General features: G+C 41.5%; 14 protein-coding genes and 1 pseudogene. 2 read left to right on the top strand and 13 right to left on the bottom strand.

Features of this window, described 5'->3' with window-relative positions:
* Positions 1–68: 68 nt before the first annotated feature.
* From CUU64_RS22905 to CUU64_RS05775, 4 genes are all read right to left on the bottom strand, one after another.
* Positions 69–779: a YppG family protein gene (locus tag CUU64_RS22905; RefSeq protein ID WP_308302344.1), complete on the bottom strand. Its 711-nt coding sequence runs from the start codon at positions 777–779 to the stop codon at positions 69–71.
* A 95-nt stretch (positions 780–874) separates the two neighbouring features.
* Positions 875–1243 carry a YppE family protein gene (locus CUU64_RS05785; RefSeq protein ID WP_101632318.1) on the bottom strand — a complete coding sequence of 123 codons (369 nt, stop codon included), beginning with the start codon at positions 1241–1243 and terminating at the stop codon, positions 875–877.
* A gap of 111 nt (positions 1244–1354) precedes the next feature.
* Positions 1355–1633: a hypothetical protein gene (locus tag CUU64_RS05780; RefSeq protein ID WP_101632317.1), complete on the bottom strand. Its 279-nt coding sequence runs from the start codon at positions 1631–1633 to the stop codon at positions 1355–1357.
* 186 nt (positions 1634–1819) lie between these two features.
* Positions 1820–2803 (bottom strand): DUF2515 family protein, encoded by a 984-nt coding sequence (locus CUU64_RS05775; RefSeq protein ID WP_101632316.1) that lies wholly within the window; start codon positions 2801–2803, stop codon positions 1820–1822.
* A 297-nt stretch (positions 2804–3100) separates the two neighbouring features.
* On the opposite strand from CUU64_RS05775, the gene recU reads away from it, so the two are divergent.
* The gene (recU, locus tag CUU64_RS05770; RefSeq protein WP_101632315.1) at positions 3101–3703 is read left to right on the top strand and encodes a Holliday junction resolvase RecU; all 603 of its coding nucleotides are present in this window, start codon (positions 3101–3103) and stop codon (positions 3701–3703) included.
* 36 nt (positions 3704–3739) lie between these two features.
* Entirely contained in the window at positions 3740–6394 is a 2655-nt protein-coding gene (locus tag CUU64_RS05765) for a penicillin-binding protein 1A (protein WP_101632314.1), read from the top strand.
* Positions 6395–6409: 15 nt separating this feature from the next.
* Here the strand turns inward: CUU64_RS05765 and CUU64_RS05760 are convergent, their stop codons facing one another.
* The 9 genes and pseudogenes from CUU64_RS05760 to dinG form a co-directional block, all read right to left on the bottom strand.
* A complete protein-coding gene (locus CUU64_RS05760; RefSeq protein ID WP_101632313.1) occupies positions 6410–6952 on the bottom strand; it encodes a YpoC family protein in 543 nt (180 codons plus the stop codon).
* Positions 6949–7605 (bottom strand): endonuclease III, encoded by a 657-nt coding sequence (nth, locus tag CUU64_RS05755; protein WP_101632312.1) that lies wholly within the window; start codon positions 7603–7605, stop codon positions 6949–6951. Before nth ends, CUU64_RS05760 begins: the two co-directional genes overlap by 4 nt.
* Positions 7606–7629: 24 nt before the next feature.
* Positions 7630–8328 (bottom strand): DnaD domain-containing protein, encoded by a 699-nt coding sequence (locus CUU64_RS05750; RefSeq protein WP_101632311.1) that lies wholly within the window; start codon positions 8326–8328, stop codon positions 7630–7632.
* Positions 8329–8605: 277 nt separating this feature from the next.
* Positions 8606–9898: an asparagine--tRNA ligase gene (gene asnS, locus CUU64_RS05745; protein WP_101632310.1), complete on the bottom strand. Its 1293-nt coding sequence runs from the start codon at positions 9896–9898 to the stop codon at positions 8606–8608.
* A gap of 151 nt (positions 9899–10049) precedes the next feature.
* Entirely contained in the window at positions 10050–11234 is a 1185-nt protein-coding gene (locus tag CUU64_RS05740) for a pyridoxal phosphate-dependent aminotransferase (RefSeq protein ID WP_101632309.1), read from the bottom strand.
* A 16-nt stretch (positions 11235–11250) separates the two neighbouring features.
* Complete coding sequence (locus CUU64_RS05735) at positions 11251–11721, bottom strand: cell wall elongation regulator TseB-like domain-containing protein (protein ID WP_101632308.1); 471 nt, start codon at positions 11719–11721, stop codon at positions 11251–11253.
* Positions 11722–11737: 16 nt separating this feature from the next.
* A pseudogene (locus CUU64_RS05730) lies at positions 11738–11907 on the bottom strand (YpmA family protein).
* Between the two features lie 162 nt (positions 11908–12069).
* Complete coding sequence (locus CUU64_RS05725; RefSeq protein WP_101632307.1) at positions 12070–12945, bottom strand: ComEC/Rec2 family competence protein; 876 nt, start codon at positions 12943–12945, stop codon at positions 12070–12072.
* Positions 12946–13013: 68 nt separating this feature from the next.
* Positions 13014–15806: an ATP-dependent DNA helicase DinG gene (dinG, locus tag CUU64_RS05720; RefSeq protein WP_101632306.1), complete on the bottom strand. Its 2793-nt coding sequence runs from the start codon at positions 15804–15806 to the stop codon at positions 13014–13016.
* Positions 15807–15966 lie beyond the last annotated feature (160 nt).

The raw sequence follows: 15966 nt of genomic DNA, 5'->3' as shown, positions 1-15966 counted from the left end.
GAAAACAACAGAAGCTCAAGAAGCTCCTGACGTTTTCTTGGGTTTTGGCCTTTTAATTGCATTGAGGGTTACACTTTAAGCAGTTTTCCTCCAAACCCTTTGACGATTGATGACATCTGGCTGAAGGTGTTCATCATTTGCCCGGCAGTATTCATCATTTTATTTACGTCAATTGATCCATCCTGTGTCTTGAATTGGTTCAGTATAGATTGGAAGCCAGAAGGTGGTTGTTTCATGAACTGCTGGCTGGGATACGGATTTGCGAATGCTTGCTGCAAAGGCGGCCTTTTCTGGATAGGTTGAAGTGGATTCTCAAAGGGATTGGGTCCGTTCTTTTTTGTAGACTCTTGCTGGTAAGCGGCAGGCTGATAGGGCATTAGTTGCTGTGGGAACTGCTGGGAAGGTAAGTGCGTGGGACCTCCATTCATGTAAAACCCGGGAAAATGTTGATTTGCGGGTAAAGGAATGGGCGTACCTTGAAAATGATTCATTGGTTGTCCGCCGTTTTGGAAATAAGACGGACCCTCATTAATATGTCCCTGATTATTGGGCAGTTCCATCTGATAGTAACCAGCCCCCCCGTGCATGGGATGAAAACCGGCGGGGGCATAGTAGGCTTCCTGGTACATATTCATCGCATTACGCTCAATTGCCGGGTTATCCAGGCCAGGTTCAAACTGTTGCGGATAATACGGATATTCATTTAAAAAGGCCGGAACCGAATAGCTATTGTATCCGCTCCCCCACTCATCTCCGGGAATGTAATTCCTGTTAATCATCACAAGCCTTTCCTCCTCTTCATGGCATTAGCTGCTATACTATATGAATGTAGAAATAGATTGGTGAGTAACCCTTTAGGCACACTTCGATCCTTTTACATATTATTGTTTATTTCTGTTTCCACACTTTTTAAAATGAATTTAACCGATTGAACATGGCTCTTGAATCTGCTATAGCTCGTTTTAGAAAAAAAAGCCTGCACCGAGATATCAGTCAGGTTTTGCGCCGTCTGATCAATCTGTTGAGGAAAGATGTACCTAAAATGCTCTTCCTTCATCCTTTTCTTCATTTGTTCGGACCATTCCGTTGTTAAATCGTGGACCTTGTCCGCAAAAGGCTTTACTTCCGTATAAAAATCATGCTCCTTTCCAGATTCACGAACCAGATCATAAATCTGGTCTGCTTCCTCACAAAGATTGATTAATTTCTTCGTTAACTGCAAAACGTATTTTTCAGCCTCCATTATTTCCTCCTTCTCCTTGATCACTAAAGTATATATGAATGTGAGGGAATTGAAAAATATTGGCCCTAAAAAAAAGAAAAAGCAGCTAACCCAAGCTGCAAAGGTAACTATCTAGTAACCCAAATTAGGGTTCATCGGCATTTTCTGATTCATGGCGCTTGCTTTTCTCAAAATGTAGGACTTGTTTTCGAAATCTTTTACTTTCCATTCCTGTTCTGCCTTCTCAAACGCAACTTGAGCGGAATGAACCATTGCCATTTGACTCCCCCAGAGCCGGCAGCGGCCGGTGTTATAATTTTCACCTACTGTTTCCTCCAATTGTTCCAAACGCACGGTTATTTCACCAAGCAACTCCAGGATCTCTTTCGTCTCTACTTTTTTTATTTCCATAAACAAACCTCCTCTTCTCTTTGTTTTTATTATTCTTGGCTTTGATCACGAGTACCTTCAACGGCGACAAAACTAGAAGGAAATCGTCAAAGAAAGTGAATTTTGCTGAAATTTCCCCTTTCATTTCGACAACATCTCTGAATGTTTCAAATGATTATGCAAATCCTAAAGCAAAGCCATTTTTTCCTAATATCGCAGGAAAAAGTCCTTCGCTTTGATAAAAAAGTGAAGCTGTTTCTGCTTCTTGCGGTACCAATCGTTCAATTTTATTTCTTTAGGAAGGCTGGGCATATTAAACCAAATCGCATTTATATCTGTTTTCGTGTCCCATAGTTCCATTCTTTGTACTGAATGGGAAATGACGGGATAAACCATTCTCAAAAACGGTGTTTCCCTTCTCTTTTTGTTTTGAAAATATTTCTCATAATCGTGCCGGGAGCCGGTTGGCTCTGTCAGACGCGCAAATTCGTAGAAAAACGGAAACAAATCCTCGTGGAACAGAATCAATGAAAGCATTTTTCCAAGTTCAATCCGGGCATCCACGTTCCGGAAGTCCGATACCGAGTGCCCATATAATTCACCGCAGCACATTGGAAATAGCACAGTGCTGAAATGCATCCAGTCCTGTAATTCGAAAAGAAACGAGTGAAATATAAACGGATTGTAATACTGGTGTCTGATTACGGGTTCTTCAATGACATTTTGCTCGTTTATAATCAGGGCATACAGCAATCGGGTTTCATCCCTGGAATTCCAAAAGGCGTTCCATTCATGTTCTGAAAAACTGGAAATCGAAAAATGTCTCGACAAATGAAACAAAGGGATACGATATTTCGTCGAATAATGATAAAGCATTAGCTGAGGAAAGGCATCATGGAAAATCAGCCAGTTAGCGCGTTCATAAGTCATAAACAAGGAATGCCTAAAGTGGCGGGAAACAGCCTTCGGAAGCCATGCCCCCTCAAGGTCGCACATATTCCATCCGGCATTTCGTGAAACCATGCTGGCAAGGAAAGCCCATTTAATCTCAGGGTGGATCGAAAAGAAATATTCATAGGCTTTCGTCCTTGATATGTTATCTTTATTCCATTTTTCCGTAAGCCATGTAATTTTTTTAATCAGTTTTTGTTCCTTTGGGGTCAGGCTCCATATATTGTTGCATTGCACCATGTGTTTCACCTCTCTCTTGTAAAAAAGTTGACTAAATAATTAAGTACAATAGATTAATATTGGTGCCATTTGTGGATTTACTTTCCAACATAGCAGGCCATGTGAGAATGAGGTTTATCCTAGTCCTGAGATGTTTCAAAAGCATTGGTTGCCTTTTTGAAAGTGCATAATTTAGGAGAACGCTCATTTTGTAGCCTTTTGTACAAGTGTTAGCGTATTGGGAAATAAACAAATTTATTCACCAACCGACTTTCTTTTTTGCTATCATAGATGAGTGTAAAAAAGGAGGGGTAAACTTTGGCTTTTCACTACCCAAATGGCCGGAGGTTCGTCCCGGCAAAAAAGGATCCTAGCGCCCGTCCGGCAAAACAAATAAGCTACAGCAATCGCGGAAAAACGCTGGAGGATGATTTAAACGAAAGCAACCAGTATTATCTGTCCAATGGCATTGCGGTTATCCATAAAAAACCGGTTCCCATTCAAATTGTAGATGTGCACTATCCTAAAAGAAGTGCAGCTGTAATTAAGGAAGCTTATTTCAAACAGGCGTCGACGACAGATTATAATGGCGTTTACAAAGGAAGATATATTGATTTTGAAGCAAAGGAAACGGCGAACCCTACTTCCTTTCCGCTTAAGAATTTTCACCAGCATCAAATCGAGCATATGAAAAGTGTTGTTAACCAAGGCGGGATTGCGTTTGTCATCATGAAGTTCACTGTGGAGGAAGAAACTTTCTTAATGCAATTAGAGGACCTTTCAAAATTTTGGAACAGGATGCTGTCCGGCGGTAGAAAATCGATTACAAAAGCTGAAGTGGAAAGTTGTTCGATTATGATTCCTCTAGGCTTTCAACCAAGGATTGACTATATTAAAGCAATAGATTCAATACTGTCCTAATTTGATTCACCGTTGTTAGAAAGGCAGGTAGCTGTAATGGCTGAGAAGTATAAAACGAGAACAGAGCGCCGCAAGCAAACCGAGAAGCAGAAGAAAGATAGTAAACAAAAGCCCAAGGGCCTATTTAAAAGGGTTTTTCTCTTTCTGGTCACTTTGGGAATCATCGGTATGGTTGCAGGAGGGGCGGCATTTGCCTATTTCATCAGCGATGTACCGAAGCTTGATGAAAATCTGCTGAAAGATCCGGTTCCATCAACGCTTCTTGATATAGAAGGAAAACCGTTTAAGGAGGTTGGGCAAAAACGGGTATATGTAGAATATGAAGATGTCCCAAAGCTTGTGGAAAACGCGTTCCTCGCAACAGAAGACGTCCGTTTCTATAAACACCACGGCGTGGACATCATGCGCCTTGGCGGTGCAGTAATGGCAAACATCACCCAAGGGTTTGGATCACAGGGTGCAAGCACAATCACCCAGCAGGTGGTAAAGCGTTCGTATCTTTCACCAGAGAAAACCCTGAAACGAAAAGCGCAAGAAATGTGGCTATCCCTTCAGCTTGAACAAAAATATACAAAACAAGAAATCTTTGAAATGTATATCAATAAAATTTTTTTTGAAAACCGTGCAAATGGTATTGGAACCGCCGCTGAAATCTATTATGGAAAAGAATTGAAAGATCTTGAGCTTCATGAAGCAGCCATGCTTGTCGGTCTGCCGCAAAGCCCTGCTCGTTATAACCCGTATAAATATCCAGAAAGGGCAGAGAAACGCAGGAATGTTGTACTTTATTTAATGAATAAGCATGGATTCATCACAAAGGCAGAAATGGAAAAAGCTCAAAAAATTCCAATTGAACAGGGACTGGTAAAAAAAGGGCAGAATCAAATGGACAGCACGCCTTACGAAGTTTTCGTTGACCAGGTTATCAAGGAAGTCGAAAAAATGGGCGATTACAATATTTTCGCTGACGGGTTGGAAATCCATACTACCCTTGATAGGGATGCCCAGGAATATGTACACAAAATGCTTACCACAAACGAAATTATTACATTCCCTAGCAATAAGCTTCAAGCGGGGATTACCCTCTTAGATACGAAAACCGGTGAAATCCGAGCAATCGGTGGGTCTAGAAGCGCTGATTTCAACAGTGGATGGAACTATGCAACGGATACAAAAAGACCCCCTGGGTCAACAATTAAACCGATTTTTGATTATGGTCCAGCTATCGAGTATAAGAAATGGTCAACATATAAGCAAATCGTTGACGAACCATATACCTATTCTAACGGTGTACAAATAAACAATGCCTCAAGGCGGCATTACGGCAAGATGAGCATCCGAGAGGCACTCGGGCGATCGTTAAATATCCCAGCCCTTAAAACGTTCCAGGAGGTTGGAACTAACCGTGCTCAAAACTTTGGCAAGAACATGGGGCTCCCGATCAATGAGGATTTGGTTGAAGCTGATTCAATTGGAGGCGGCAAGCTGCAGGTTTCCTCACTTGAAATGGCGGGCGCTTATAGTGCTTTTGGAAATACCGGTATTTATAATGAGCCTCACTCTGTTAAGAAGATCGTGCTGCGGGATAAAAGTACAACGATAAAGAATAAACCGGAGTCAAGGGCTGTTATGAAGGATTCAACCGCATTCATGGTAACCGATATGCTAAAAAGTGTATTGAAGGAAAGTTACGGTACCGGTGTGCTTGCAAATATTTCTGGACTACCGGTTGCTGGCAAGACCGGTACAACAAACTATTCTGCGGAAGATAAAAGAAAGTACAATGTTGAGCCTGGCGGAGCGCTCGATTCCTGGTTCGCCGGCTACACAACAAATTATACTGCCGCAATCTGGGCAGGTTATGAAGATAAATCAAATTTCCTTAGCAAAAGCTCTCAGGGAATCCCAAAGGAAGTATTTCGCAAGCTAATCCAGCATGTTTCCCAAGGGAAAGAAACGAAAGACTTTAAAAAACCGAGCAGCGTTGTAAAAGTCGGAGTCGTCAAAGGCTCGGATCCTGCCATGCTGCCAAATGAATATACACCAAAAACTGAAATTGTTTATGAATATTTTCTAAAAGGAAATGAACCAACCGAAGTCACGAAAAAATTCGACAAACTTAAAGCGCCGTTTAATTTGAACGCGGTTTATGACCAGACTGCCAATGAAATTACTTTAACGTGGGATTATCCGGAAAGTGAGGAGCAAGATCCAGAGTTTCAAGTCGAAATTTCAAGTGATAAAGCTGGCGAAAGGGAAATTACCCTCACAGAGCATGAGATAAAGGTTCGAAGTGTCATACCAGGAGCTAAATATACATTCACCGTTACTGCCACCGCAGATGGCCAGCGGAGCGACCCTGTAACAACTACAATTGATATCGTTGATCCAAGTATAGCTGAAGAATTGCCGGAAACAGATCCTGACCAGTTCTGGCCACCTGTTGATGAATACTCCCCGGGAAATGGCAATAACAATCCTGGCAACGGAAATGGTACAGGAAATGGAAACACTCCTGGTAATGGCAACAGTCCTGGAAATGATAATAGTCCTGGAAATGGCAACAGTCCCGGAAAAGGCGAAAATCCTGGAAACGGCAATGCAGATCAAGGGAACCCATCTCAAAGCTGGCCATGGAGCGGTGGAGATGGAACGAACCCTCCAGGCACTGATTCTCGGGATAACCAATAGAAGGACAAAAAACGTCTAGGCTTGATGCTTAGACGTTTTTTTAGATAATATTTCTTTTTTATAGTATAGTTTTTCCAATTCGGCAAATAATTCTGCAAGCTGCACATAGGAATGATAAAGGCCGGGCCGAAAGAAGATAAAACTTAACCTATCAGATGTGTTTACAGGTTTGAATGGAAAAGACTCAATGGCAGCTTCCCAATTTTTGAGACTAACCGGCTTATTGTTCAACCAAAAAAGTGCCGAGAAGAATAAAGATAATCCCTCTATCATATAAATGCAAGCATCTTCTGCTTTTCTGTCAGAAAAGAGTAAACCTGCCTTTTGATTTATCCTTTTCCAGTGTGAAAAAATCTCAACGAGCGACAATTGGTCCGCCTCCCATGGACGGTATCCGTTTAAACCGTTCCAATATAATAGTTCATAGGCAAAATAGGGGTTAACACCAGCAATTCCCCTATCCTGTAATGCGGCCGGTGAAATTACAGCATCTTCTCCGGAAAAAAATAATGGATGCTTTAGCTCCTCAGGTATGCTGCATGTAATTGGCCCTCTCATTTCACAACTTTCACCTTCATGCGTTTCTTCCCTTCCCGGCATACATCCAACAGCGGGCAGGTCTCACATTTGGGTGACTGTGCCTTGCAATGGTATCTTCCAAAGAAAATAAGACGATGATGCGTAATGGACCACTCTTCCTTCGGTATCTTCGCCATTAATGTCTTTTCCACTTCCAGTACGCTGTCTTTCCATCGGCATATACCCAAGCGTTTGCTCACTCTTTCGACATGAGTATCGACCGCTATGGCAGGGACACCATAAGCAACGGAAACAACAACATTGGCAGTTTTCCTTCCAACGCCGGGCAAATTTGTTAATTCATCCCTGTCTGTTGGGACTTCTCCATCATAATCTTCGATAATCATTCGGGAGAGCTTTTGAATATTTTTTGCCTTGTTTCGGTACAGGCCGATCGAACGAATATCGTTCTCAAGTTCTTCAAGAGGCACACTTATGTAATCCTCTGGCTTTTTATATTTTTGGAAGAGATTCTTTGTAACTTTATTGACTAAAGCGTCGGTACATTGGGCCGATAATGCAACCGCAATGACTAGTTCAAACGGATTTGAGTGGTTCAGCTCACAATGTGCATCCGGAAACATTTCCCCTATTGTCTCAAGACACTTTCGTATTTGCGCTTTATTAAGCATGTTTTTACTCCTTTAAACCATAGATCACTGCTCCAGCCAGTTATAAAAAGGGATTTCCTTAGAGGGCGCAGTGGCTGGTTTCACCCTTTTTTCCCGTTTCTGGTGGATACGAAATTTTTCGCTATGCTGTCTAGCTTGCTCAGTTGTTTTAATCCCGTTTCTTTTCCATTCAAACAAGATCCGGTCAATATAGCGAAAATTCAACTTTCCAGATAATACACTTTCCTTTAACGCCGCTTTAATGATTTCAGCATGGTGATCTTCTTCCATCCACATGGCAAGTGTTTCGCATTCAAATGGAGACAACGGCCTGCCGAACTCTTTTTCAAAAATTGTATATAGGCTTTGATTATCTTCCGCATTCTTTTCGGTTTCTGCCTGGTTTACCGTTTTGAGGAAGCATTCAATCATTTTTTCAAACATCGGTTCGATGGAATAGCTTTCGTGCAGGATGGAACCGGGATACTCCTCGTTGATTTCTATAAAGCCTCGTTGGATCATCCTTTGGATCATCCCCAGACAATCCTGTTCTCCATACGTCATTCTTTCTGCAATTTGCCCCGGCGTCGGAAACTCGTTTCCATTTTCCCGAAAATTATGGAGCTGCAATAATAGCATGACCTCTTCTTCATTTAGCCCCATTACTTTATAATGGCTAAAAAGAAAAGAAGGAATCGTGATCGTACCTTCCTTAAACCATGCAAATAATTTATCCTTCATCATAAGACACCTCTCATCAAGTATAACACGAAATGGATTCACGAAATAAGCGCCAAATAAGATGAAAGTTTTAACAACATCGGGTTCCCATGATGAAAAAAAGAACGGCAGCCGAAAAGCGGCAAAACCGTTCAAATTAACATATGACTGGAATGACAATTTCTAGCGCTTGCCACTGTAATTTTTGGTTGAGTAATGAATTTTCCCATGCCTTCCAAGGAAGCTAAAGTAAATTAAAGAATTTATTTCTTAAGGATTATAGTAAAAAATGAAAGACCAATTATGGATACAGTCTATTTAACAATCGCGGGAATGGAATCGTTTCACGTACATGCTCTACTCCGCTTATCCAGGCGACTGTACGCTCTAAACCTAGACCGAAGCCGGAGTGCGGAACAGAGCCAAATTGTCTCAATTCCTGATACCATTTATAGGCTTCCTTGCTCAGGCCGTGTTCCTCAATGCGCGCGTCCAACAGATCATAATCATGGATCCTCTGTGAACCGCCAATTATTTCGCCATACCCTTCAGGTGCGATAAGATCTGCGCAAAGCACCACTTCTTCCCGTTCAGGGTCAGGCTGCATATAAAACGGTTTTATTGATGTAGGATAATGCGTGATGAAAACTGGTTTATCATAGCTTTCAGCAATCGCCGTTTCGTGTGGTGCCCCAAAATCATCGCCCCACTGAATATCATCAAAGCCTTTTTCATGAAGGAACTTAATGGCATCATCGTAATTTATACGAGGGAAAGGTGCTTTAATTTGTTCAAGCTTGGATGTATCCCTCCCAAGAGTGTTCAGTTCAAGCTTACAATTTTTAAGGACAGATTGAACGATATGGGAGACATATTGCTCCTGAACCTGGAGATTATCTTCGAATTCGTAGAAAGCCATTTCGGGTTCGATCATCCAGAACTCGATCAAATGGCGCCTCGTCTTTGATTTTTCGGCACGGAAGGTAGGGCCGAATGAAAAGACTTTTCCTAGCGCCATCGCTGCCGCTTCCATATACAATTGTCCACTTTGGGAAAGATAAGCGTCTTCATCAAAGTATTTTGTAGCAAACAACTCGGATGTTCCCTCCGGTGCACTGCCTGTCAAGATAGGGGGATCAACTTTAACAAAGCCTTCTTTGTTAAAAAATTCGTAAGTAGCCCTTATGATTTCATTGCGGATTTTCATTACCGCGTGCTGCCGTTTAGACCTTAACCATAAATGCCTGTTATCCATGAGAAATTCGGTTCCATGGGCCTTAGGTGTAATCGGATAATCGACTGATTCATGAATGACTTCAATATCTTTTATAAGCATTTCATAGCCAAAAGGAGAACGTTCATCTTTTTGAACGATCCCTGATACATACAAGGATGATTCTTGTGTCAATGCTTTTGCCTTTGCAAAAACTTCCTCGCCTACATCCTCGCGTACGACAACCCCCTGGATAAAACCGGAGCCGTCACGAAGCTGCAAAAATGCGATTTTTCCGCTTGAGCGTTTGTTTGCCAGCCAGCAACCAATCTTGATTTGCTCATCAACATATTTATTAGCTTCCGCAATCGTAATTTTCACGTTATATTTCCCTCCAAATTTACAACCCAAAACTAAAAATTTTACCTTCTATATTATACATTTAGAACAACAGTACAGGCAAATCACCTGCGCGGGTTCCTATCGTCTCAAAAAAGAAAAACCCGCCGATTGGCGAGTTTGAAGAAAAAGTCTAAGCCATCTTATTATCCACAAACTTATGAATGCGCTCCACTGCGGTTTCCAGCTGTTCAAGCGAAGTTGCGTAAGAAAGACGAATATAGTCATCAGCTCCAAAGCCTGAACCAGGAACGACAGCTACTAGCGCTTCTTCCAATAAAGCTTCCACAAAATGATCTACACTTTGGTAACCTGTGAGTTCCGCAGCTTTTTTTACATTTGGGAACAGGTAAAAAGCACCTTGGGGCTTCAAGCATGTAATTCCTGGGATTGCGACAAGCTTATCATAAATAATGTTAAGCCTTTCTTCAAAGGCAGTACGCATTTGCTCTACTTCATCTTGCGGGCCTCCATAAGCTGCAATGGCACCGTATTGTGCAGTAGTTGTTGGATTCGATGTGCTGTGGCTTGCCAGGTTGGTCATTGCCTTAATGATTGATTCCTCACCCGCAGCATACCCAATTCTCCAGCCGGTCATTGAATGCGATTTGGACACACCATTAATCAGAACCGTTTGCTGTTTTAATTCAGGGGACAATGACGCGATTGAAACATGGGACGCGCCTCCGTATAAAAGTTTTTCATAGATTTCATCGGACACGATCAATACATCATTTTCCAAGCATACTTCACCAAGGGTACGAAGCTCTTCCTCTGTATAAATCATGCCAGTAGGATTGCTTGGCGAATTGATCACGATCGCCTTGGTTTTTGCTGTAATGCTTTCTTCAAGCTGTTCTCTTGTTAATTTAAAGTCGTTTTCTTCTTTTCCTTCAACATAAACCGGTATTCCACCCGCAAGCTTGACCTGCTCCGGATAGCTCACCCAGTATGGAATCGGAACGATAACTTCATCACCTTCATCGAGAATAGCCTGGAACAATGTATACAGTACATGCTTTGCGCCCGATCCGACCATGATTTCGGACAGCTTATAGTCAATTCCTTGATCTCTTTTTAGCTTGGCTGCAATTTCTTCCTTCAACTTCGGCAGCCCTGCTGAAGGGGTATATTTTGTTTGGCCCTCTATCATAGACTTATAGGCGGCATCGATGATATACTTTGGTGTATTAAAGTCCGGCTCCCCGGCACCTAGACCGATAATGTCGTGGCCCTGTGCCTTAAGTTCCTTAGCCTTGGCTGTTATTGCCAGCGTTGTAGATGGTGTCAATGCCTGTACACGGCTAGCTAATTTCATGAAAAATATCCCCCATTCATATGCTTCGGTAAAATTTAAGCCATTCCCCTGTTTTGAAATCATAATAATCATAATTATACCGGTTTGAATCATCAAGATATGTGATTTCCCAAAGCGGTGTGTTGTTTTCCATTCCAAGTTTTATAGAAATAATCTCATCGGGTTTTTTATTGGCAATCTTCAAGATCTCTTCTTTTGTTTTGCCGGAGTCATAATTTGCGGTGACCGTCTTTTTATCGTCATCATTTGGCAGCCACACGGCCTTTTTCCCGCCATCTGCCGTTTTGCCTATGAGAACCTTATAGGAATCCTTGCCATTATAAATAAAAAATTCGTCCATAGTGACAAGGCCAGCTTCCTTTTGTGCAACACGGAACGCCTCCTGTTCAGAATCCTTTTTTGGCCCTAAGGCACTTATATAAGTACCTGCAACAATTCCGAACACAAAAAGTATCGCTACGGCAATACCAATCAGCCATTTTTTCAAAATGCGCTCACTCTTTCTATGTACGATAGATCGTAAAAATTGCTTTTTCTTGATTATCCGATTCAAGCCCCAGCCCGAACATCAAATCTTTTTCACTTAAAGTGCGGTTTAACGCATCGACAATTTTATATAATTCAGGTCAGTTTTACACCGTACTGTCGAAAGCACTTCAATTTTGCTGTCCATCGCTTGATTCCTCCAATAAGTCTTGATTTCTCTGCTTGAACATTGATAACAGGATATAGAATTCATTATAACAGCTTAGAATAAATTCTGTTATAAATATTCACTCTTTTGGGAATTTCTTTTACGAGAATGTATAAAATTCGCCATTTCCCATGTATTTGTTCAATTTTTTGAATGCAAAAAATTCCTTATCGGAAAAATTTCATGGTTTGCTTCGGTAAATTTTGTTGTTACAGTTCCCTGATCAGCAATGTTTAGAACCTCTATCCATAGTTCATGGCATTTCTTCACCATTTCATTCTGAGCATGTGTTTCTTGATGCTCATCAAGGATAACGGCTTGCGGATCCAAATGCTCTGCAACCTCGAGTGGCATCGCTGTAAACGGAGCCCGGACAATTTGAACACTAGACGGTGTCAATGATAGAAGTTTTTCTCTAATAACCCCAGAAGACGACGTCACATATAAAAGATGATTAGCCCTGATATGAATCGTTAAATCCAGTTCTTGTCCTTTCCCTTCTTCCTCATGAAGCACACCAATTGCTACTTCATCTAAAAAGGTTTCTTTTGACTGGCTATCCCAGACATCAATTTTTATGTCCGGAACCTCATATAGAAGCCTGTTGACCTTTTTAACCATTCCCTTGCCTGCTATTACTCGTGAAACTTTATATTGATCGACAATATCTTGCAGATTACTGTCGTAACCATCACCCTGCCTGGTCAGTATAATTGTATCAATCTGTTTAACTCCATAGAGCCTAAGCCATTCTTTCAAATCTTCATAATCCTCGGTCGCTCCAGTATTGATCATGATGGTCGATCCCCCAGCCCCCTGGATAATGGAAGAATCCCCCTTATTTAAATCAAAGAATGTAATCGCATATTCTTTCTCCATCAGGTTCAAATCTATTTTTTGAATTTCCTCTGGTACCGCAGTTTCCTCGCCTGAAATGGGCAGTAATCCGGTGAAAAAAAGCATCATGGAAAGAAGTACATTCACTACAGCATCCTCCGTATTAACAACTTTATCCATAGATTACCTGTTTTATTTGTATATTATCCCTACTTCTTTGGCAAAAACCTTTTCATCTTGAGACTGAACTACAAGTAGCTCCATTCTTCTATTTTTCTTTCCAAAGTATGTAAGGATACTTCCTCCCATTTTAATCCCGGAATCGCCTCCATAAACTCCTTGCCATATCCGGCCGTACTGATACGCGGGTCCAATAGAAGCAACACACCCTTACCATGCCTGGATCTTACCAATTGGTCGAAGCCCTGGCGAACTCTAAAGATTGCTTCAGGCAGTAAATATTCCAAGAATGGATTCTTCCCCTGCTTTGCAATTAGTAAGCATTTAGCCTCAGTGGCTGGCTCATCAGGCGGTGAAAACGGAAGGCCTACAAATACGAGACATGAAAGATTATCCCTTGGGATCTCAATACCCTCCCACAGGCTTGTTTTACCGAATAAAAGAGCCTTTTCAAAAGATTGAAAATTACGGAGCATTCTCAGCTTGCTTCCTCCCGTTATTCCCTGCGCTAACATGGTGAATTCCTCTAGTTCCCCCAAATCCTTCACATATTGATAGGTTTTCCGCAGAATGTTATCTGAATCAAATATTATAACCACCCTGCCATGCGCTGCCTTGGTAGCAGATATAATGTGGCGAGCCGCACCCTTTACGAACTCATCCAAGGGGACTGCATTTATATCCGGCATATCTGACGCAATCAATCCTTTAACGCAGTTGGAATAATCAAATGGGGAGGGAAGACATCTTGTTTTGATGTCCATATCCTCAATACCAAGCTGCGTTTTGAAAAACTGGAAAGAGTTCTTTGCAGATAATATTGCTGATGTCATAACCACACTATTTTGGGAAGCAACAAAAGTACCCCATAAGGCGGCTCCTGCTGTTATTGGCTGGGATGATAAAGATAGGCCATGATGCGGAGCGGATTTCACATAGGACATTGTATAAATAAAAGATTGCGTAGGATCGATAAAAAATTCCTTTAACAGTAACTCGATTTCCCTCAACTGTTCGACCTTCATTTCAAATTCCCCGATGAAGAAACGAGGATTTTTTCCCAATGAGTCTTTCTGCTTTAGAGCGTCGAGCCGTTCAACCAGTTCTTTTATAAAATAGTGTAACTGATTGTTCATTCTATTAACGAGCGTCGTTACCTGTCTCCACTCAGGCTTCTCCTTGACTTGAATCGCCATTCGTCCCGTGCCTTCCCCGCTTAGGTGCTTCTCTGCGATCCCGGCAAGCAAATAAAATAAGTGATCTAAATCGTAAATAACATTATTCAGTGCCTCATTCAGGATTGTGATGCTTTTTAACCCTTTCAGTTTGTTTTCCCTGACCAGCTTCTCCAGCTTGTATAGTAAAAGTTTCTGTTCATAGGTCCCAAGCCTATTAAGTAATGTCTTAACTGAAATGTAGTCGAGCCTGCTACCTAAATACTTAGAAGCTGCCTGTTCTAAATACTGTGCCTCATCAAGGATCACGAAGCCTTCGACTGGTTTCATTCTCTCATCCTCAAGAAAACCCGAAGCTAGATAGGCATGGTTGGTGATGATGAAATCAGCCTTCTGTGCAAGGCGCGTAGCCCTTTCATAATAATCAACAGAAGACCAGGGCTGCAGCAGTTCCGGATCGATATAACCGCCGCTTTGAATCCTTTCCCAAAAAAGCTTGCCGCCGCTTGTTAAATTCAGTTCATCTTTGTCGCCTGTCTCTGTTTCAGTTAACCAAACCAGAATTTGCATCTTTGCTAGGGCTGTTTCATAATTGTCATCCTTTTCGCGGAGTGCCCTTTCAAATTTCGCAAGGGATAAGTAATTGCCCCTTCCTTTCAACAGAACAGTATGAATATCGAAAGGAAGCATTACTTTTAATTTCGGTATTTCCTGATGAATAAGCTGATTCTGCAATTGTATGGTATGAGTAGAAATTAAAACAGTTTTCCCGTGATGTTTGGCAAAAAAAGCAGCCGGAACTAGATATCCCAATGATTTCCCGATACCAGTGCCGGCTTCAATAATAGTATGGCGGCCTTCATGAAAGGATTCATACACCAAGTCCATCATTTTAAACTGTTGCTGCCTATATTCCATATGAAGGATTGCAGTTTGCATTAATGCAGCCTTTTTGGCATGGTCAAAAGGATAACTATGTGAAATTCCTACATGATGATTTCCATCTTCATGGATTGACTTTCTCAAGGCAATCCCTCGGAATATGTTTAAATCAGGGCAACGAACCTCGTTTTTTGCCGTTTTTTCAGACATCAGTTCTTCAAGCAAATCCGAGATATCGCTTTTTAATGAAAAAGAAAGCTTATGTAGCTTTTTAAGTGTAATTAGCGGAAGTGCGGCAAGTTTTTTATTTAATTCCAAGAATAGCAGTGCAGTAACATAAGCATCGCTGTCCGCGCGATGTGGTCGGTCATGCTGCAAGTTTTCCTGCTTTGCCAGTTGGTTCAACTTATAACCATCCGATGTCGGTTTCGTGATTTTCGCCAGTTCCACCGTATCAATTGCCGATCCATAAAACCCTTCAAACCCGCAGCGGATTAATTCGTCCTGAAGGAAAGAAAGATCAAATAGTACATTATGGGCAACAAAACATGAATCACGGAGGAATTCAACGATTCTTGAAGCTACCTCTTGGAATTCAGGGGCATCCTTAACCATTTCATTCGTTATACCTGTCAGCTCTTCGATAAATACTGGTATATCCTGCCCTGGTCGAATGAATGTGGAAAATTCCTCAACAATTATGCCATCTTCAATGGCCACCCCTGCAAACTGGATAACCCTGTCGCCCTTTTTTGATGAATTCCCCGTAGTTTCCAAATCAATTACTGCATATCTCTGTGCCATGTTTTTGTACACCTCTAAAAATTGCCTAAAACAATTGAAATCGTTAAGCTGTTCTTTTTTTATACCATATCATTTATTTCAATTTAAAGGAAAGGTTAAATATTGCATTGCTACACTTACCTTCCCCGAAAGTTTCGATATGTATAAAAAAGATCCCTCA

The sequence above is a fragment of the Bacillus sp. V5-8f genome (genome assembly GCF_002863565.1).
In the GTDB taxonomy this organism is placed as follows: Bacteria; Bacillota; Bacilli; order Bacillales; family DSM-1321; genus Peribacillus.
The sequence above is the reverse complement of the archived record's forward strand: the minus strand, read 5'-3'. Positions and strand labels throughout refer to the sequence as shown.

What these genes read in the sequence shown, in the direction of transcription:
- CUU64_RS22905 (WP_308302344.1), bottom strand. Translation starts at nt 779, where the DNA reads ATGATTAACAGGAATTACATTCCCGGAGATGAGTGGGGGAGCGGATAC.
- CUU64_RS05785 (WP_101632318.1), bottom strand. Translation starts at nt 1,243, where the DNA reads ATGGAGGCTGAAAAATACGTTTTGCAGTTAACGAAGAAATTAATCAAT.
- CUU64_RS05780 (WP_101632317.1), bottom strand. Translation starts at nt 1,633, where the DNA reads ATGGAAATAAAAAAAGTAGAGACGAAAGAGATCCTGGAGTTGCTTGGT.
- CUU64_RS05775 (WP_101632316.1), bottom strand. Translation starts at nt 2,803, where the DNA reads ATGGTGCAATGCAACAATATATGGAGCCTGACCCCAAAGGAACAAAAA.
- CUU64_RS05765 (WP_101632314.1), top strand. Translation starts at nt 3,740, where the DNA reads ATGGCTGAGAAGTATAAAACGAGAACAGAGCGCCGCAAGCAAACCGAG.
- CUU64_RS05760 (WP_101632313.1), bottom strand. Translation starts at nt 6,952, where the DNA reads ATGAGAGGGCCAATTACATGCAGCATACCTGAGGAGCTAAAGCATCCA.
- nth (WP_101632312.1), bottom strand. Translation starts at nt 7,605, where the DNA reads ATGCTTAATAAAGCGCAAATACGAAAGTGTCTTGAGACAATAGGGGAA.
- CUU64_RS05750 (WP_101632311.1), bottom strand. Translation starts at nt 8,328, where the DNA reads ATGATGAAGGATAAATTATTTGCATGGTTTAAGGAAGGTACGATCACG.
- CUU64_RS05740 (WP_101632309.1), bottom strand. Translation starts at nt 11,234, where the DNA reads ATGAAATTAGCTAGCCGTGTACAGGCATTGACACCATCTACAACGCTG.
- CUU64_RS05725 (WP_101632307.1), bottom strand. Translation starts at nt 12,945, where the DNA reads ATGGATAAAGTTGTTAATACGGAGGATGCTGTAGTGAATGTACTTCTT.
- dinG (WP_101632306.1), bottom strand. Translation starts at nt 15,806, where the DNA reads ATGGCACAGAGATATGCAGTAATTGATTTGGAAACTACGGGGAATTCA.